Annotated in this window: 14 protein-coding genes; 11 read left to right on the top strand and 3 right to left on the bottom strand. The window is 73.4% G+C overall.

All coding sequences use genetic code 11. From position 1 onward, the window contains the following. The first annotated feature begins 8 nt into the window (after positions 1 to 8). The 3 genes from moeZ to AB0L06_RS01300 all read left to right on the top strand — a co-directional run bounded on the left by moeZ (position 9) and on the right by AB0L06_RS01300 (position 2821). Entirely contained in the window at positions 9 to 1190 is a 1182-nt protein-coding gene (gene moeZ / locus AB0L06_RS01310; RefSeq protein ID WP_500228895.1) for an adenylyltransferase/sulfurtransferase MoeZ, read from the top strand. Positions 1191 to 1683: 493 nt separating this feature from the next. Next, the gene (locus tag AB0L06_RS01305) at positions 1684 to 1986 is read left to right on the top strand and encodes a hypothetical protein (RefSeq protein ID WP_500228894.1); all 303 of its coding nucleotides are present in this window, start codon (positions 1684 to 1686) and stop codon (positions 1984 to 1986) included. A 70-nt stretch (positions 1987 to 2056) separates the two neighbouring features. Next, positions 2057 to 2821: an SGNH/GDSL hydrolase family protein gene (locus AB0L06_RS01300; RefSeq protein WP_500228893.1), complete on the top strand. Its 765-nt coding sequence runs from the start codon at positions 2057 to 2059 to the stop codon at positions 2819 to 2821. Between the two features lie 9 nt (positions 2822 to 2830). Here the strand turns inward: AB0L06_RS01300 and ku are convergent, their stop codons facing one another. Next, complete coding sequence (ku, locus tag AB0L06_RS01295) at positions 2831 to 3826, bottom strand: non-homologous end joining protein Ku (protein WP_500228892.1); 996 nt, start codon at positions 3824 to 3826, stop codon at positions 2831 to 2833. A gap of 186 nt (positions 3827 to 4012) precedes the next feature. Between ku and ligD (AB0L06_RS01290) the strand changes: the two genes are divergently transcribed. The 7 genes from ligD (AB0L06_RS01290) to AB0L06_RS01260 all read left to right on the top strand — a co-directional run bounded on the left by ligD (AB0L06_RS01290) (position 4013) and on the right by AB0L06_RS01260 (position 9418). Beyond that, on the top strand, positions 4013 to 4987 hold the full coding sequence (gene ligD, locus AB0L06_RS01290) for a non-homologous end-joining DNA ligase (protein WP_500228891.1): 975 nt from the start codon (positions 4013 to 4015) through the stop codon (positions 4985 to 4987). Next, positions 4977 to 5933: a non-homologous end-joining DNA ligase gene (gene ligD / locus AB0L06_RS01285; protein ID WP_500228890.1), complete on the top strand. Its 957-nt coding sequence runs from the start codon at positions 4977 to 4979 to the stop codon at positions 5931 to 5933. Before ligD (AB0L06_RS01290) ends, ligD (AB0L06_RS01285) begins: the two co-directional genes overlap by 11 nt. 69 nt (positions 5934 to 6002) lie before the next feature. After that, a complete protein-coding gene (locus AB0L06_RS01280) occupies positions 6003 to 7511 on the top strand; it encodes a dihydrolipoyl dehydrogenase family protein (RefSeq protein WP_500228889.1) in 1509 nt (502 codons plus the stop codon). A gap of 71 nt (positions 7512 to 7582) precedes the next feature. Next, the gene (locus AB0L06_RS01275) at positions 7583 to 7786 is read left to right on the top strand and encodes a hypothetical protein (RefSeq protein ID WP_500228888.1); all 204 of its coding nucleotides are present in this window, start codon (positions 7583 to 7585) and stop codon (positions 7784 to 7786) included. A gap of 185 nt (positions 7787 to 7971) precedes the next feature. Continuing rightward, complete coding sequence (locus AB0L06_RS01270; RefSeq protein WP_500228887.1) at positions 7972 to 8595, top strand: TetR/AcrR family transcriptional regulator; 624 nt, start codon at positions 7972 to 7974, stop codon at positions 8593 to 8595. Positions 8596 to 8713: 118 nt separating this feature from the next. Next, positions 8714 to 8947: a DUF3107 domain-containing protein gene (locus AB0L06_RS01265; RefSeq protein WP_500228886.1), complete on the top strand. Its 234-nt coding sequence runs from the start codon at positions 8714 to 8716 to the stop codon at positions 8945 to 8947. Between the two features lie 192 nt (positions 8948 to 9139). Continuing rightward, positions 9140 to 9418 (top strand): GlsB/YeaQ/YmgE family stress response membrane protein, encoded by a 279-nt coding sequence (locus AB0L06_RS01260; protein WP_500228885.1) that lies wholly within the window; start codon positions 9140 to 9142, stop codon positions 9416 to 9418. Between the two features lie 145 nt (positions 9419 to 9563). Here the strand turns inward: AB0L06_RS01260 and AB0L06_RS01255 are convergent, their stop codons facing one another. Beyond that, positions 9564 to 11375 carry a serine/threonine-protein kinase gene (locus AB0L06_RS01255; RefSeq protein WP_500228884.1) on the bottom strand — a complete coding sequence of 604 codons (1812 nt, stop codon included), beginning with the start codon at positions 11373 to 11375 and terminating at the stop codon, positions 9564 to 9566. Then, a complete protein-coding gene (locus AB0L06_RS01250) occupies positions 11372 to 12178 on the bottom strand; it encodes a hypothetical protein (protein ID WP_500228883.1) in 807 nt (268 codons plus the stop codon). The genes AB0L06_RS01255 and AB0L06_RS01250 overlap by 4 nt, the downstream gene beginning before the upstream one ends. 488 nt (positions 12179 to 12666) lie before the next feature. Here AB0L06_RS01250 and AB0L06_RS01245 point away from each other — a divergent pair, with 488 nt between their 5' ends. Further along, positions 12667 to 15900, top strand: coding sequence for a DEAD/DEAH box helicase (locus AB0L06_RS01245; RefSeq protein WP_500229290.1), 3234 nt, complete (start codon positions 12667 to 12669; stop codon positions 15898 to 15900). Positions 15901 to 15911: the final 11 nt, after the last annotated feature.

The raw sequence follows: 15911 nt of genomic DNA, 5'->3' as shown, positions 1-15911 counted from the left end.
CACCCACCGTGTCGTTGCCACCGCTGGTCGAGCCCGCTCCGGAGCTCACCCGTGACGAGGTCAACCGCTACTCGCGGCACCTGATCATCCCCGACGTCGGGATGGCCGGGCAGAAGCGCCTGAAGAACGCCCGCGTGCTGTGCGTCGGCGCGGGCGGCCTAGGCTCGCCCGCCCTGATGTACCTGGCCGCGGCCGGGGTCGGAACCCTCGGCGTCATCGACTTCGACGTCGTGGACGAGTCGAACCTGCAGCGCCAGGTCATCCACCGGCAGTCCACGCTCGGCCTGCCGAAGGCCGAGTCGGCCGCCGCGACCGTCCGCGAGATCAACCCGCTGATCGACGTCGTGGTGCACAACACCGCGCTCGACCGCGACAACATCCTGGACATCTTCGGTCAGTACGACCTGATCGTGGACGGCACCGACAACTTCGCCACCCGCTACATGGTGAACGACGCGGCCGTCCTGCTCGGCAAGCCGTACGTCTGGGGCTCGATCTACCGGTTCGACGGCCAGGCGTCGGTGTTCTGGGCCGAGCACGGCCCCTGCTACCGCTGCCTCTACCCCGAGCCCCCGCCGCCCGGCATGGTGCCGTCCTGCGCCGAGGGCGGCGTGCTCGGCGTGCTGTGCGCGTCCATCGGCTCGATCCAGGTGAACGAGGCGATCAAGCTGGTGACCGGCATCGGCGAGCCGCTGGTCGGCCGGCTGATGATCTACGACGCCCTGGAGATGAGCTACCGGGCGGTCAAGGTCCGCAAGGACCCGGAATGCCCGCTCTGCGGCGAGAACCCCACCATCACCGAGCTGATGGAGGACTACGAGGCGTTCTGCGGCGCGGTCTCCGAGGAGGCCAGCCTGGCCGCCAAGGAGTCCACGATCTCCGTCCACGACCTCAAGGCCATGCAGGACCGGGACGAGGACATCTTCCTCGTGGACGTCCGCGAGCCGAACGAGTACGAGATCGTCTCGATCCCGGGCGCGACGCTGATCCCGAAGGGCGAGTTCCTCAACGGGTCCGCCCTGGAGAAGCTGCCGCAGGACAAGAAGATCGTGCTGCACTGCAAGTCCGGCGTGCGGTCGGCCGAGGCGCTGGCCGTGGTGAAGAACGCGGGCTTCGGCGACGCCGTCCACGTCGGCGGCGGCATCGTGGCGTGGGTCAACCAGATCGACCCGAGCCTGCCGTCCTACTGACGCGCCGCCGTCTTGCCGACGCGCTGCCGTCTTACCGACGCGCTGCCGTTTCACTGACCGATCGGTGACCGGTTCCGGCCACCGGACCGAACGCGAGGCCCCCGGAGTCCACTCCGGGGGCCTTCGGCGTTCCCGGGTGCGACTCCCGGCCGGTTCCGACCGGACCGGATCGCCTCCAAGGCCCGCGTCCCCCTCGTGACCTGCGAGGTTTCGGGAGACCGGCGGGAGGGCAGAGGCGTTCCGTCAGGTTTCTGTGACCCGAACCGCTTGTGATCTGGGTCACCGCTGGTCAGACTGAACGCGTTTCCGGTCCCGCCGCCCGCACGAGCGCGGGCCGCCAACGCCGCGACCCGACGTGCTGGCCGGGCCGCGCACACCGCGCCGTGACCGGCGACCACATTCCTTGTGCCCCGCACGCCGGCCCCTGCTCCCGCAGGGGTCGGCGTCTCGGCCGTGGCCGCCCGCCGCGTCCCGCACCGCACTTGGAGGAACCATGTCCATTCGGGTCACGACCGATGCCGAACGGGCCCTCGGCCACCTGGAGCACCTCGTCGACCGGCTGCGCTCGCGCGGCTGGCTGGTCGAGGTCGCGGCCCCGGGCGACCGGTGGCCGACGGCCCTGGTCAGCAACATGGAGCTGCCCGGCCTGAACGAGAGCGTGATCGCCGCCCCGGACCACTCCGGCGGCGACTGGTTCTACTACTTCGGCTGGGGCGAGCGGATCTCGCCGTGCGCCGAACCGGACCGCGCCCTCGCCACGCTGGCCCGCGTCCTGGCCGTCCACACCGACCTCTGAGGACCGCACCCGGCCACCAGGCCCCACGGGAATGGACGACGCGTGTGAGCTGGCCAAATACGATGGGGCCATGGCTTGGACGCGTTATGTTGCGATCGGCGACTCCTTCAGCGAGGGCATCGGGGACGAGTATCCGGACGGCCGTCCCCGAGGGTGGGCCGACCGGGTCGCCGAGGCCCTCTCGGAGCGGGAGGACGACTTCACCTACGCCAACCTCGCCGTCCGCGGGAAGCTGCTCGGACAGATCATCGAGACGCAGGTCCCCGCCGCGCTGGAGCTCGGCCCCGACCTGGTGACCGTGTCCGGCGGCGGCAACGACCTGCTCCGCCCCGGGACGGACGTGGCCGACCTGGCCGTCTCCATGGACGCCGCCGTCGCGCGCCTGCGGGCGTCCGGCGCGGACGTCGTCCTGTTCACCGGGGTCGACCCGGCCGACTCGGCCGTGATCCGGCTGACCCGCGACCGGGTCTCCCGGTACAACGACCACCTCCGCGAGATCGCCGCCCGCCACGGCGCGTTCGTCGTGGACCAGTGGACCATGGACGTCCTGCGCGACTGGCGCTCCTGGGGGGTCGACCGCCTGCACATGTCGCCGGAGGGCCACCGCCGCGTCGCGCTGGCCGTCCTCGCGGCCCTGAACGTCCCGGACGCGGGCGACTGGCGCGAGCCGAAGCTCGCCCCGCTGCCCGAGCTCAGCCGGGGCGCGCGGCTCCTCTTCGACGCCCGGTGGGCGCGCGCCCACCTGCTGCCGTGGGTCGCCCGCCGCCTGCGCGGCCACTCGTCCGGCGACACCGTCACGGCCAAGCGCCCCACCCTGGAGCCCGTCGACCACTAGCCCGCGCGGCTAGGCGGATTTGCGGGCTCGGGAGCGCGGTTTGGGCGTGGCGGCCTTCTTGGCGCTCTTGCGGGCCGTTCCGCCTCGTGTGGACGTTCCGCCCCGCCCTGACGTCCCACCGCCGGACGAGGCGGCCTTCCCGGTCGACGCCGCCTTCTTGCCAGCGGCTGCCTTCTTGCCGGATGCGGACTTCTTCGCCGGGGCGCGCTTCTTCGGCGCGGCCGCGGAGCCGCGTTCCTTCTTGGCGGCCTCGACGCTGGCGCGCAGGGCGCTCAGCAGGTCGGCGGCGGGCTCCGCGCTGGGCTCCTCGACGGGCTGGACGACCTCGCGCCCCTCGACCTTGGCCTCGATGACGGCCTCGAGGGCCTCGCGGTAGGCGTCCTTGTACTCGGCCGGGTCGAAGTCGCCGGACATGCTGTCGATGAGCGAGGTCGCCATCGACAGCTCCTGGTCGCGGACGTCGACGTCCTCGTCCAGGAGGGGGAAGTCGGGGATGCGGACCTCGTCCGGCCAGAGCATGGTCTCCAGAACGAACACGCCGTCCCGGACGCGCAGTGTCGCCAGCGACTCGCGCTGCCGCAGCGCGACCTTCACGACCGCGACCCTGCCGGACTCCTCCAGCGCGTCCCGCAGCAGGACGTACGGCTTGACGCCCTGGGAGTCGGGCTCGAGGTAGTAGGTCTTGTTGAAGTAGATCGGGTCCACGTCCTCGGCGTCCACGAACCGCAGGACGTCCACGCGGCGGCTGCTGGTCAGCGGCAGGTCGGCGAAGTCGTCGTCGGTGAGCACGACGATCTCCCCGGACGGCAGCTCGTACCCCTTGGCGATGTCGGAGTAGGCGACCTCCTGGCCGTCGATCGTGCAGACCCGCTTGTAGCGGACGCGCCCGCCGTCCTCACGGTGGACCTGGTGGAAGGACACGTCCCGCTGCTCGGTCGCCGAGTACACCTTCACCGGGATCGTGACCAGGCCGAACGAGATCGCGCCCTTCCAGATGCTGCGCATACTTCGGTGCTTACCCTCCTGAGCCGTCCACAAGCGGGCGCCGGGGTCCGCGGACGTGCACGTTCACCTGTCCCAAATAGCCATATCTGCGTGCAGATCACGTCGATGTGGCGAACCGGTTCGTTTCGCCCACACGGCGGCGGGAGATCCTTTTCCAGGACGCGGGCCGGGGGTAGAAACGGCTCTATGACCATGCCGTGGCCCGTGGAACCGATGACGGCCGTCACCGGCGATCTCCCCGACGACACCGCGCGCTGGGGCCTGGAGCTCAAGTGGGACGGCGTGCGCGTGCTGACCGGCGTGTCCGCGGACGGCGTGCGGGCGGTGTCCCGGCGCGGCACGGACGTCCTGTCCCGCTACCCCGAGCTGTCCGGGCTGGCCGACCTCCTCCCCCAGCACGACGTGGTCCTGGACGGCGAGGTCGTCGCGTTCGAGCAGGGCCGTCCGAGCTTCGGCCGGCTGCAGCGGCGGATGCACGTGGCGCACCCCGGCGCCCGGCTGATCCGCGAGGTGCCCGTCCGGTACGTCGTGTTCGACCTGCTCTTCCTGGACGGCCGGACGCTCTTCGACGTCCCCTACGCGGAGCGGCGCGCGATGCTGGGCGAGCTCGAACTGGCCGCGACCGGCCCCGTCGAGGCCCCGCCCTACCTGGACGGCTCGGACACCGCCCAGGTCACCGAGCTGCTCGACTTCACCCGCGAGCAGCGCCTCGAGGGCCTGATGGCCAAGCGGCTCGACTCGCCCTACCGGCCCGGCCGCCGGGTCGACTTCTGGCGGAAGATCAAGAACTTCCACACCCAGGAGGTCGTGGTCTGCGGCTGGAAGCCGGGTCGCGGACGGCGCGAGGGCGGCGTCGGCTCGCTGCTGCTCGGCGAGTACGACGCCAAGGGGCGGCTGTGCTTCGTCGGGCACGTCGGCACCGGTTTCACCGAACGCATGCTGGACGAGCTGTACGACCGGCTGTGGCCGCTGCGCCGCCCGTCCAGCCCGTTCGACGACGAGGTGCCGCGCGACGTGGCCCGGGACGCGCAGTGGGTCGAGCCCCTGCTGGTCGGGGAGGTCGCCTACGCCGTCCGCACCCGGGACGACCGGCTGCGGTTCCCGTCCTGGCGCGGGCTGCGCGACGACAAGGACCCGCAGGAGGTGACCCGTGAGCCCTGAGGCACCCAAACAGGCCGCGGGGAGCGGGCAGGCGGCGGGAGGCAGGCAGACCGTCCAGGTGGACGGGCACGCGCTGTCCCTGTCCAACCTGGGCAAGGAGCTGTATCCGGGCTTCACCAAGGGCGAGGTGATCGACTACTACGTCCGGATCGCCCCGGTGCTGCTGCCGCACCTGCGGGACCGTCCCGCCACCCGCAAGCGGTTCCCGGACGGCGTCGACGGCGGCTCGTTCTTCGAGAAGAACGCCCCCTCGCACACCCCGGAGTGGGTGCGGCGCGCGACCGTCCCGACGCCGGGCAGCTCGAGCGGCCGCGACAGCCTCGACTTCGTCGTGGTCGACGACCTGGCGACGCTGGTGTGGTGCGCGAACCTGGCGGCGCTGGAGCTGCACGTCCCGCAGTGGAAGGTCGGGCCGCGCGGCGCCCTGCGCCCGCCCGACCTGATCGTCTTCGACCTCGACCCCGGACCGCCCGCGACGATCATGGACGCACGCGAGGTCGCCGTCCTGCTGCGGGACCTCCTCGACGAGGACGGCCTGACCTGCCACCCGAAGACCAGCGGGAAGAAGGGCCTGCACCTGTACGTCCCGGTCGAGGAGACCGACCGGACGTCGGAGTACGCCAAGGCGGCCGCGCAGCGCCTCGCCGCCGATCATCCGGACCTGGTCGTCGCGAAGATGGGCCGCGACCTGCGCAGGGGCAAGGTCTTCGTGGACTGGAGCCAGAACAGCCCGTCCAAGACGACCGTCGCGCCCTACTCGCTGCGCGCGGCGCCCCGTCCGTCGGTGTCCACGCCCGTCACCTGGGACGAGCTGGAATCCGCCGCGAGCGCCGCCGACCTGGTCTTCGGCCCCGCCGACGTGCTGGAACGCGTCGAGCGGGACGGTGATCTCCTCGCGCCGCTCCTCGGCGGCGGACCCGCGGACGCACACCACCAGCTTCCCTGACCGACCGGGACGAATTTCCACCGCCGATTGTGTTCGAACCGCCACTCTCCGGCGTCGGATTCCGCCACCATGAGGGACGGGGACTCACGAGCGGTGCCGGAGGCGGAGTTGTTGTCGATGTCGCAGAACCACTTCGACGTGATCGTGCTGGGCGGTGGGACGGCCGGGGAGAGCGTCGCGGCCGACCTCGCCCGTGCCGGGCGGTTCGTCGCCCTCGTGGAGAACCGCCTGGTCGGCGGCGAGTCGCCGTACTTCGCGTGCGTCCCGTCCAAGTCGCTGCTGCTGTCCGCGCGGCGCGGCGAGACGTGGGAGCTGGCCATCGCGCGCCGGGACGAGGTCACCGGCAACCTCGACGACGACCGCGCCGTCGCCCGGATGGCCGAGGCCGGGGTGACCGTGCTGCGCGGCTGGGGCCGCGTCACCGGTCCCGGCGTCCTCGACGTGGACGGCGTCGAGCACCGCTTCACCGACCTGGTCGTCAGCACCGGCAGCGAACCGGCCGTCCCGGCCGTCGAGGGCCTGGCGGGCGTCCCGGTCTGGACGAGCGACGAGGCGCTGACCGTCCCGGACCTGCCGCGCCGCCTGGTCGTCCTCGGCGGCGGGCCGGTCGGCTGCGAGATGGCCCAGGTGTACGCGGCGTTCGGGTCGGCGGTCACGGTGGTCGAGGCGTCCGGGCGGCTGCTGACGGGCGAGGCCCCGTTCGCCGGGGAGATCCTCGCCGAGGCGCTCCGCCGCGGCGGCGTGGACCTGCGGCTCGGCGCGGAGCCCGCGCGGGTCGAGCGCGGCCCGGCCGGGCTGCGGCTCTGGCTGTCGGACGGCGGGGTCGTCGAGGCCGACCGGATCCTCGTCGCCGCCGGGCGCCGTCCCCGGGTCGAGGGCCTCGGCCTGGAGACGCTCGGCATCGCCGTCCGGGGCGGGCTCCCGCTCGCGGTGGACGGGACCTGCCGCGTCCGGCCGTTCGGCGGCGCCGGGGCCTCGGGGGCCTCCGGCGCCGCCGGAGCCGGGGCGGAGGCCGGGGACGACGGCGCCTGGGCCCCGCAGAACGCCCACGAGGCCGCCCAGGGCCGCCCCCAGGGCGCGGCGCTGATGCCGGAGCCGGGCGGCGGCGTCTGGGCCGCCGGGGACGTCACCGGCGTCGCCCGCACCACGCACGCGGCCCGCTACCAGGCCCGCGTGGTCGTCTCGAACATCCTGGGCAAGGTCCGCGAGGCCGACTACCGGGCGATCCCGCGCGTCGTCTACACGGCCCCGACCGTCTACGCCGTGGGCGTCAGCCCCGTCCACGCCGAGCGGATCGGCATGCACCTGATCATGGCCGGCTGCGACCTGTCCGAGACGGCCCGCGCGTCCGTGGAGGCCGAGGACCGGGGCCGGGTCGAGCTGTACGCGGACGCCGAACGCGGGCTGCTCGTGGGGGCCGCCGCGGTCGGGCTCTACGCTGAAGAGTGGATGAGTGAGATCGCGCTGGCGATCCGGGCGGAGACGCCGCTGAGCCTGCTCACCGACGTCGTCCACGCCTTCCCCACGTTCGGGGAGGCCGTGGAGACGCCGCTGCGCGAGCTGGCCGGACGGCTCTGACGCCCGGCTCCCCGGCGCGTCCGGGGGCACTCCGCCCGCACTCCCGCCCGCACGAGGGGGATGAACACGCGATGAGCGAGACCGAGGACCGGCGGCCCGTTCCCGAGCCGCCCGCGCCGTCCTACGACCGGAACGACGCCGACGCCGCCGAGCAGGCGGCCGACATGCGCTCCGACGAGGAGGGCCCGAAGGGCCAGCCTCCGATGGACGTGGACGAGGCCGACTTCGTCGAGCAGGGACGTGTCGTCCCGGAGGACGAGGAGGACTACCGCTGACCACCCCGTACCGCCCCTGACCTGCCCGGACACGGGTAGGGCGGGTGTGACGGACGAGACACGCGCAGCGACACGGATCCGCCCGTGGGTGACCTTTGAGGTTACCGGCGCGTAGGATGGTGGGATTGTTTCCCGCGGCGGACGATCCCCCGGACCGCCGCATCGAACGGTGATCGGAGAGTGTGGTGACCGCGACCCCGGACGCCCGCCCCCGTGGCACGCGCCTGCCGCGCCTGGCGCGGCGCAGGCAGCTGCTCGGCGCTGCGCAGGAGGTGTTCGTCGCCCAGGGCTACCACGCCGCGGCGATGGACGAGATCGCCGAGCGGGCGGGCGTCAGCAAGCCCGTGCTCTACCAGCACTTCCCGGGCAAGCTGGAGCTGTACCTGGCGCTGCTCGACGAGCACGCCGAGGCGCTGGTCCGGACCGTCCGCGAGGCGCTGGCGTCCACGAACGACAACAAGCTGCGCGTGCAGGCGGCCATGGCGGCCTTCTACGACTTCGTGGCGGGCGACGGCGAGGCGTACCGGCTCGTCTTCGAGTCCGACCTGCGCAACGTGGCCCCCGTCCGGGCCCGGGTCGAGCGCGCCAACCTGCAGTGCGCCGAGATGGTCGCCCAGGTGATCGCCGAGGACACCGGCGCCGAGAGCGACGAGGCGCACCTGCTCGGCATGGGCCTGGTCGGCATGGCCGAGGTGAGCGCCCGCTACTGGCTCGGCCAGCACGGCAAGATCCCCAAGGACACCGCCGAGAAGATGATCGCCCGCCTCGCGTGGCGCGGCATCTCCGGATTCCCCCGCAGTTCCTCCTGATCCGCACGTTCCGGCGGACGCTCCGACCGGGCACACTCGGACGGAGGAACCCGACGGAGAACCGGCGGCGAACCTGACGGAGAGCCCGACGGTGAGCCCCGGACAGAAGGAGCGTCGCGTGCAGGTACGCATCGGGGTGCAGTTCGTCCCCAAGGAGCTGGTGGTCGAGACGGGGCTGACCGCGGACGAGGTCCAGCGCCTCCTCGCCGAGGCCCTCGCCGAGACCGGCGGCGTGTTCGTGCTGGAGGACCGCAAGGGCGGCCGCATGGTGGTCCCGGCCGCCCACGTCGGCTACCTGGAGATCGGCGAGGACGAGGGCCACTCGGTCGGCTTCGGCACCACCTACACGTGATCCGGCCGCACCTGGCCCGGCCGCACGGGGCCCGGCGACACGTGACCCGGTCGTAGGTGGTCCGGCCGCAGGGGATCCGGGCCCTCGCCTGACCCGCGGGATGTTTGAAGCCCGCACCGGGGGCATACCGTCCACGGACAGGCCGCCTCGCACCGGCGGGGCGTCCCAACCACGGAACGGTGATCGAAAGTCATGCTCACGGTCCTCTGGTTCATCATCGTGGGAGCGGTGATCGGTGCGCTGGCGCGTCTGCTGGTCCCCGGCCGCAACCCGATCGGAATCCTGCTGACCATCGGCGTCGGAATCGTCGGCTCAATCCTCGGCGGGCTGATCGCCGGCGCCCTCGGCGCCGGATCGCTGATCGCCTTCATCTTCAGCGTGATCATCGCGGCGGTCGGCGTGGTCGCCCTGACCTCGCACGGCACCGGCCGCTGGGGCTCGGGCGGCAGGCGCCGCCGCTCGTACTTCTGACGCACGCCCGAAGCCCCGGGGACGGCCGGGCCACCACCCGGCCGGCCCCGGCCGCCCGCCCCGCTCGTTCGGAGCCCCCGTGCCCGCACACGGGGGCTCCGGCACGTCCGGGCCCGCGCATGGGGGCTCCGGCGCGTCCGGGCCCTCAGCCCCTGGTCACGGCCTTGAGGACGTCAGGTCGCAGCGTCCCGCGCAGTTCCCCGTAGGGAACCTTGATCGACGGGTCCTCGCGGTTGCACGCCATGTCGTAGCCGAGCTGGAACATCGGGATGTGGAACTCCACCCCGGACGGCGTGAGCAGCGGACGGACGTACCCCTTGTCGACCGTCTCGGCGGTCAGGTAAGGGTCGCCGGTTTCGGGGTGCTTGTCCCTGCCGCAGAACGCGCCGTGCGGGGTCTGCCGCTCGAGCAGGACGGTCAGGTCCCGTGCGCCCTGTGCGGTGTCCACGGCCGGAAGCAGCAGGTCGCGGGTCCGCGCCTCCCTCCCGGTCGCGAGATCGATGGTGAGGACGGATTTGCCCGACGTGTTCCGCCAGGCCGTCACCGGCCGGTACCGGACGGAGAGGTAGCGCGGCCCCCTCACGCCGAAGTCCACGGCCGAGGACGGGCGGAAGGCCGGTCCCGAGGGCGGCGACGCCCCGACGAAGGAGGCGTAGTCGTCGCGGACGGACTTGGCCCACAGATCGGCCGGGTCGCGGAGGAGCTTGTTGACGCGGTTCTCGATCGCCGCCGACGCGAGCCCGGTCACGTGCGGATAGGCGACGGTCGCGGTGACGTCCGGCCGGGTGAAGGTCTTGGTCTCGCTCAGCAGCGTGACCCGGACCGCCTTCGGGGACGGGCTCGCCGCAGGATGCCCGCCGTCCTGCGTGGCCACGTAGGTGCCCGCTCCACCTGCGATGACGGTGGTCGCGATCGCCGCCACCGCGATCTTCGCCCCGGTCGCGGCCAGCAACCCGCCCCCGGCGGCCGCACCCGTCGTCCCGGCAGCGCCCGCCGTCCCCGCCGCGGTGGCGGCGCCACCCGCGGTAGTGAGGGCGGCGAGGGGGAAGGCGGCGGCCAGGGCCATGGCGAGCCCGGCCAGGGCGCGGACGCCGCGGGTCTCCCACTCCGGCCCGTAGGCGGCCGACGCGGCGGCCTCGAGTTCGGCGGCGAAGTCGGAGGCGGACGCCGGACGGTCCGACGCGTCCTTGGCGAGGCCGCGTCCGGCCAGGGGACGCAGCGACTCGGGCAGCCGGTCGAGCGGCGGCGGGGCCGTGAGGTGCAGGTTCGCGAGCGCGGCCCGGCTCGCGGCGGCGAAGGGCCGCTCGCCTGTGACGGCCTCCATGAACACGCAGGTCGCCGCGTACACGTCGGTGGCGGGCGAGGCGGGCCCGCCGCGCCACTGCTCCGGCGCCATGTACGCGGGCGTGCCCACGGCGGACGCCTCGCCGACCGGGACCGCGATCCCGAAGTCGACCAGCTTGCTGAGCCCGTCCGGCCGGACGACCACGTTGCCCGGCTTGTAGTCGCGGTGGACGATCCCGGCGGCGTGCGCGGCGGCGAGGCCGCGCAGCGAGCCCTTGAGAACGGTCAGCGCCGCCTCGGGCGCGAGCGGGCCGTTCTCGGCCAGGACGCGCGCCAGCGGGACGCCGTCCACCGCCTCCATCACGAGCGCCGCGCCCGGCCCGCCGCCCCCTGGGGCGTCCTCGGGCGCGGTCACGAACCGGAACAGCCGCACCACGTGCGGGTCGGCGACCCGGCCGAGCATGACCGCCTCGTCCCGCAGCCGGGCGAGCCGCCGCTCCCGCTCCTCCGGATCGCCGGCGGGGACGTCGAGGTACTTGATCGCGACCGGCGTCCCGTCGCCCTCGTGCCGCGCGAGGACGACCCGTCCCTGCGCGCCCGCCCCCAGCTCGCGGACCTCCTCGAACCCCGCGACCCGCCAGCTCCGCCCGGCGGGCCCGCCGCCAGAGGTCATTTCTTGGACGCGGCGGCCTGGAGCCGGGACAGGACGTCCGGCTTCACGATGTCCTTGAGCTTGGAGTACGGCGCGTTGAAGGAGAAGCTCGAGCAGTCGGTGCCGATCGTCGACCAGACCAGGTTCATGCCGTTCCGGTCGAAGAACAGCCCGGCGCTCGGCGGCGTCTCGACCGGCCCCTCCTTCTTGCCGGGCAGGAAGTCCTCACGCTTGATGTCGGACAGATCGCACTGCTTCCAGTCGTCCTTCGGGCCCGACAGCTTGTCCCAGAGGTCCTTGGTGTCGTCGAGGGTCTTGCCGGTCAGCACGTCCTGCGCGGCGAGGGCCTTGCCCGCCTTGACGTCCACGGTGACCGGGACGGTCGGCAGCGCCTCCTCGCTCTCGTAGCAGGGGATCATGGTGAACGCGCTGGTCGCGGACACGATGTCCGGGCCGCCGAGGCCGAACCGCACCTTGGTCTGCACGATGCTCGACTTGCCCTGGCACTGCTTGCGCCGGTCGGCGTCCAGGGTCGCGCCGAACCACTTGACCGCCCAGTCCAGCGGGGCGCGGAACTCCTGCCCGATGCGCTCCTCGGCGGCCTTGTCGGCCAGCCCGCCGACCTTGACGTACTCGGCGTCCTTGAACTTGACCAGCTGCTGGGGGTGTTCGCTGTTGTCCTGGAGGACGACCGTCCCCTTCGCCGGGACGTCCGCGGCCGCCGGGCCGCCTCCACCGCCACCACCTCCGGACGAGCACCCGGTCAGCGCCATCCCGACCACCGCGACCGTGACCGTCGCCACACTGCGCATGACCGTCCGCATGCGTTCCGCCTTCCTCGCCTGTGAACCTGGGCGCATCACAGAATGTCAGGATCCCGCCGGAACGGCGGCCAGTCCCGGCCACCTGGAAGGCGGAAAACCCCGGTACCGCAGGGCATGGGGAATACCCCAGATCGGGGAAACGTTGGGACAGGTGATCGGCTATTGGTGTAGTAACACCACCGCCGGTACACTGCGTCGCGGAGTGTGACCGCACGCAGCCACATTGAGTGACTGCTTTCAACCCCTGACTGCGGTCGCCGTAAGGAATTGATCGACGGCTGGTCCCTCCCGCGCGAGCGCGCGGCCACGGAAAGCGACCGGCGGGCAAGCGGCCTGCCGGGTACGCAGCCGTGCGAGGTCGGCCCGGAGCACCGGCGAACGGGCTCCGGCGGAGCCGACGGCGCTGCGCCGCGAACGGGAGCGAGGACCCCGCATATTGGAGGCTGGAAGCCCTGACTACCTTTGCTGACCTCGGGGTCGTCCCCGAGATAGCCGACGCCCTGAAAGCCGAGGGCATCGTCGACGCGTTCCCCATCCAGGAGCTCGCCCTGCCGATCGCGCTGGGCGGCCACGACATCATCGGCCAGGCCCGCACGGGCACCGGCAAGACGCTCGCGTTCGGCATCGCCGCGCTGCAGCGCATCGAGCACGGCCACATCAAGCCCCAGGCCCTGGTCATCGCCCCGACCCGCGAACTGGCCCTGCAGGTCACCGACGACCTGCTGGTCGCGGGCGGCAAGCTCGGCACCCGCGTGCTGTCGGTCTACGGCGGCCGCGCGTACGAGCCGCAGATCGAGGCGCTGCGCTCCGGCGTGGACGTCGTCGTCGGCACCCCGGGCCGGCTGCTCGACCTCTGCAAGCAGAAGTACCTCGACCTGTCCGAGGTCAAGGTGCTCGTGCTGGACGAGGCCGACCGCATGCTCGACCTCGGGTTCCTGCCCGACATCGAGCGGATCATCAAGCGCGTCCCGGAGAAGCGCCAGACGATGCTCTTCTCGGCCACCATGCCGGGCGAGATCGCCGCGCTGTCCCGCCGCTACCTGACCCGCCCGACGAACGTCCGGGCCGAGGCGCACTCGGAGTCCGAGGCGACGCCGCAGGTCCAGCAGTTCGTGTGGCAGGCCCACCAGATGGACAAGCCGGAGATCGTCGCCCGCCTGCTCCAGGCGGAGGGCCGCGGCCTGACCATGGTGTTCTGCCAGACCAAGCGCGCCTGCGACCGCGTCGCCGCCGACCTGGTCCAGCGCGGCTTCGACGCCGCCGCCGTCCACGGCGACCTGGGCCAGTCCCAGCGTGAGCGCGCGCTCCGCGCGTTCCGCAGCGGCAAGATCGAGGTGCTGGTCGCCACGGACGTCGCCGCGCGCGGCCTCGATGTGGACGACGTCACGCACGTGGTCAACTTCGAGTGCCCGGACAGCGCGGAGACCTACGTCCACCGCATCGGCCGCACCGGCCGCGCGGGACGCGAGGGCACCGCCGTCACCCTGGTCGACTGGTCGGACATCCCGCGCTGGAAGCTGATCAACACCACCCTCGACCTGGACTTCGCCCAGCCCGAGGAGACCTACTCCAGCAGCCCCCACTTCTTCGAGGCCCTCGGCATCCCCAAGGGCACCCGGGGCACCCTCCCGAAGGACCGCCGGCACGGCCGCGCCGGTCTGGAGGCCGAGGAGCTGGAGGACATCGGCGAGACCGGCAAGACCCGCTCCCGTGACCGCGACCGTGACCAGGACCGCGACCGTGGCCGAGGCCACGACCGCGACCGCGACCGGAACCGCGAGCACGAGCGGGACGAGGACCGTCCTCGCCGCAACCGCCGCAACCGCTCCCGCACGCGCACCCGCAGCGGGCGTCCGCTCGCCGAGGAGCAGGCCGAGACGCAGGCCATGACGAAGTCCGTCGTGGAGCCCGCGACGAAGCCCGTCGTCGAGCCCGCGACGAAGCCCGTCGTGGAGTCCGCGACGCGCCCCGCCGCGCAGGAGGAGCCCGCCGAGACCCCGCGCCGCCGCAAGCGCAACCGCGGCCGCAAGGACCGGCAGCCGGTCGTGTCCACCCCGGACACCGCTCCCGTGGTGTCCACCCCGGACACCACGGCCCCGGCCGAGGCTCTCGTCGAGGACGCCCCCAGGCGTCCCCGCCGCCGCGTCACGACGTCCCAGGACGAGGTCCTGGCCGCCGAGCGCGAGGCCATCCGCAAGGCCAAGCAGGCCGTGGAGGCCGAGCCGAGGCGCACGCGCACCCGCAGGGACGCGGAGGCCCCGCGCACCCGTTCGCGCAGGTCCACCGCGGGTGAGGCGTCCGCCGAGGCCGTCCCCGCGCGCCCGCAGGACGTGACCGCCGAGGCCGCGCCCAAGCGCACGCGGACGCGCAAGCCCGCAGCCGCCGAGGCCGGTCTCGACGCGACCACCCCCGAGGTGGACGCCGCCGCGACCGCGCAGGCCCCGCCGAAGCGCACGCGTTCGCGCAAGGTCACCTCGACCGAGGTCGCGACCGAGGCATCCGCCGAGGTCACGGCCACGCGGGCGAGTGCCGCCGCGACCGCCGAGGCAGCGCCCAAGCGGACGCGCACCCGCGCGGCGACTGCGACCGAGGCTCCCGCCGAGGTCACGGCCACCGCGGATGTGACCGCCCAAGCCGCGCCGAAGCGCACGCGGACGCGCAAGCCCGCGGTCACCGAAGCCGGTCTCGACGCGACCACCCCCGAGGTGGACGCCACCGCGACCGCGCCCAAGCGGACCCGCACCCGCAAGGTCACCGCGACCGAGGCTCCCACCGAAGTCACGGCCACGCCGGACGCGACGGCCGAGGCCGCGCCGAAGCGCACGCGGGCCCGCAAGGCCGCCACGGCCGAGGCTCCCGCCGAGGTCACCGTGGACGCGACCGTCGAAGCCGCGCCCAAGCGCACGCGGACCCGCAAGGCCGCCGTGAGCGAGGTCGCGACCGAGGTTCCGGCCGCTGCGGACGCGACGGCCGAGGCCGCGCCGAAGCGCACGCGCACCCGCAAGGCCACCGCGACCGAGGCACCCGCCGAGGTCACGGCCACCGCGGACGTGACCGCCGAGGCCACCGCGCCAAAGCGGACCCGCACGCGCAAGGCCGCCGCGACGACCGAGGTCGCGACGGAGGCCGCCGCCGAAGCCGCGCCGAAGCGGACGCGCGCTCGTAAGAGCGCTGCCGCCGAGGTCACGGCCGCGGCGGACGTGTCCGTCGACGTGACCGCGACGGCTGAGGCCGCGCCGAGGCGCACCCGGGCTCGCAAGAGCACGGACGCCGAGGCCGTGGCCGAGGCTCCGGCCGAGGTCAAGCCCCAGCGGACCCGCAAGGCCGCGGCGGACGAGACCGTCGCCACGGCTGAGGCCGCCCCCAAGCGCACGCGGGCTCGCAAGAGCACCGCGGGTGAGGGTGCGGCGTCCGCCGAGGGCACGGACGCGCAGGCCGCCGCCGAGGCCGCTCCCAAGCGGACGCGGGCTCGCAAGGCCGCCGTCGAGGCCGAGGCCGCTCTCGTGGCGGACGGCGCCGAGGTCAAGCCCAAGCGCACCCGGAAGGCGGCCGCTCCGGCGGACGTGACCGAGGCGGACGGCGCGACCGAGGCGGCGCCCAAGCGGACGCGGGCCCGGAAGGCGACCCCGGACGTGACCGCCGACGCGGCGGAGGCCGAGGCCAAGCCGCGGCGCGCACGGCGTCCGGCCGGGGCTCCGGTCGAGGAGCCGCAGGGCGTCTGACCCAAGGAGCA

Origin of the sequence: Spirillospora sp. NPDC052269 (assembly GCF_040679435.1) — a bacterium.
Classification (GTDB): domain Bacteria; phylum Actinomycetota; class Actinomycetes; order Streptosporangiales; family Streptosporangiaceae; genus Spirillospora.
This window is presented reverse-complemented; position numbering and strand designations above follow the sequence as displayed.

What these genes read in the sequence shown, in the direction of transcription:
- ligD (WP_500228891.1), top strand. Translation starts at nt 4,013, where the DNA reads ATGACCATGCCGTGGCCCGTGGAACCGATGACGGCCGTCACCGGCGAT.
- AB0L06_RS01250 (WP_500228883.1), bottom strand. Translation starts at nt 12,178, where the DNA reads ATGCGGACGGTCATGCGCAGTGTGGCGACGGTCACGGTCGCGGTGGTC.
- AB0L06_RS01275 (WP_500228888.1), top strand. Translation starts at nt 7,583, where the DNA reads ATGAGCGAGACCGAGGACCGGCGGCCCGTTCCCGAGCCGCCCGCGCCG.
- AB0L06_RS01255 (WP_500228884.1), bottom strand. Translation starts at nt 11,375, where the DNA reads ATGACCTCTGGCGGCGGGCCCGCCGGGCGGAGCTGGCGGGTCGCGGGG.
- AB0L06_RS01260 (WP_500228885.1), top strand. Translation starts at nt 9,140, where the DNA reads ATGCTCACGGTCCTCTGGTTCATCATCGTGGGAGCGGTGATCGGTGCG.
- ku (WP_500228892.1), bottom strand. Translation starts at nt 3,826, where the DNA reads ATGCGCAGCATCTGGAAGGGCGCGATCTCGTTCGGCCTGGTCACGATC.
- AB0L06_RS01305 (WP_500228894.1), top strand. Translation starts at nt 1,684, where the DNA reads ATGTCCATTCGGGTCACGACCGATGCCGAACGGGCCCTCGGCCACCTG.
- AB0L06_RS01280 (WP_500228889.1), top strand. Translation starts at nt 6,003, where the DNA reads ATGAGGGACGGGGACTCACGAGCGGTGCCGGAGGCGGAGTTGTTGTCG.
- AB0L06_RS01300 (WP_500228893.1), top strand. Translation starts at nt 2,057, where the DNA reads ATGGCTTGGACGCGTTATGTTGCGATCGGCGACTCCTTCAGCGAGGGC.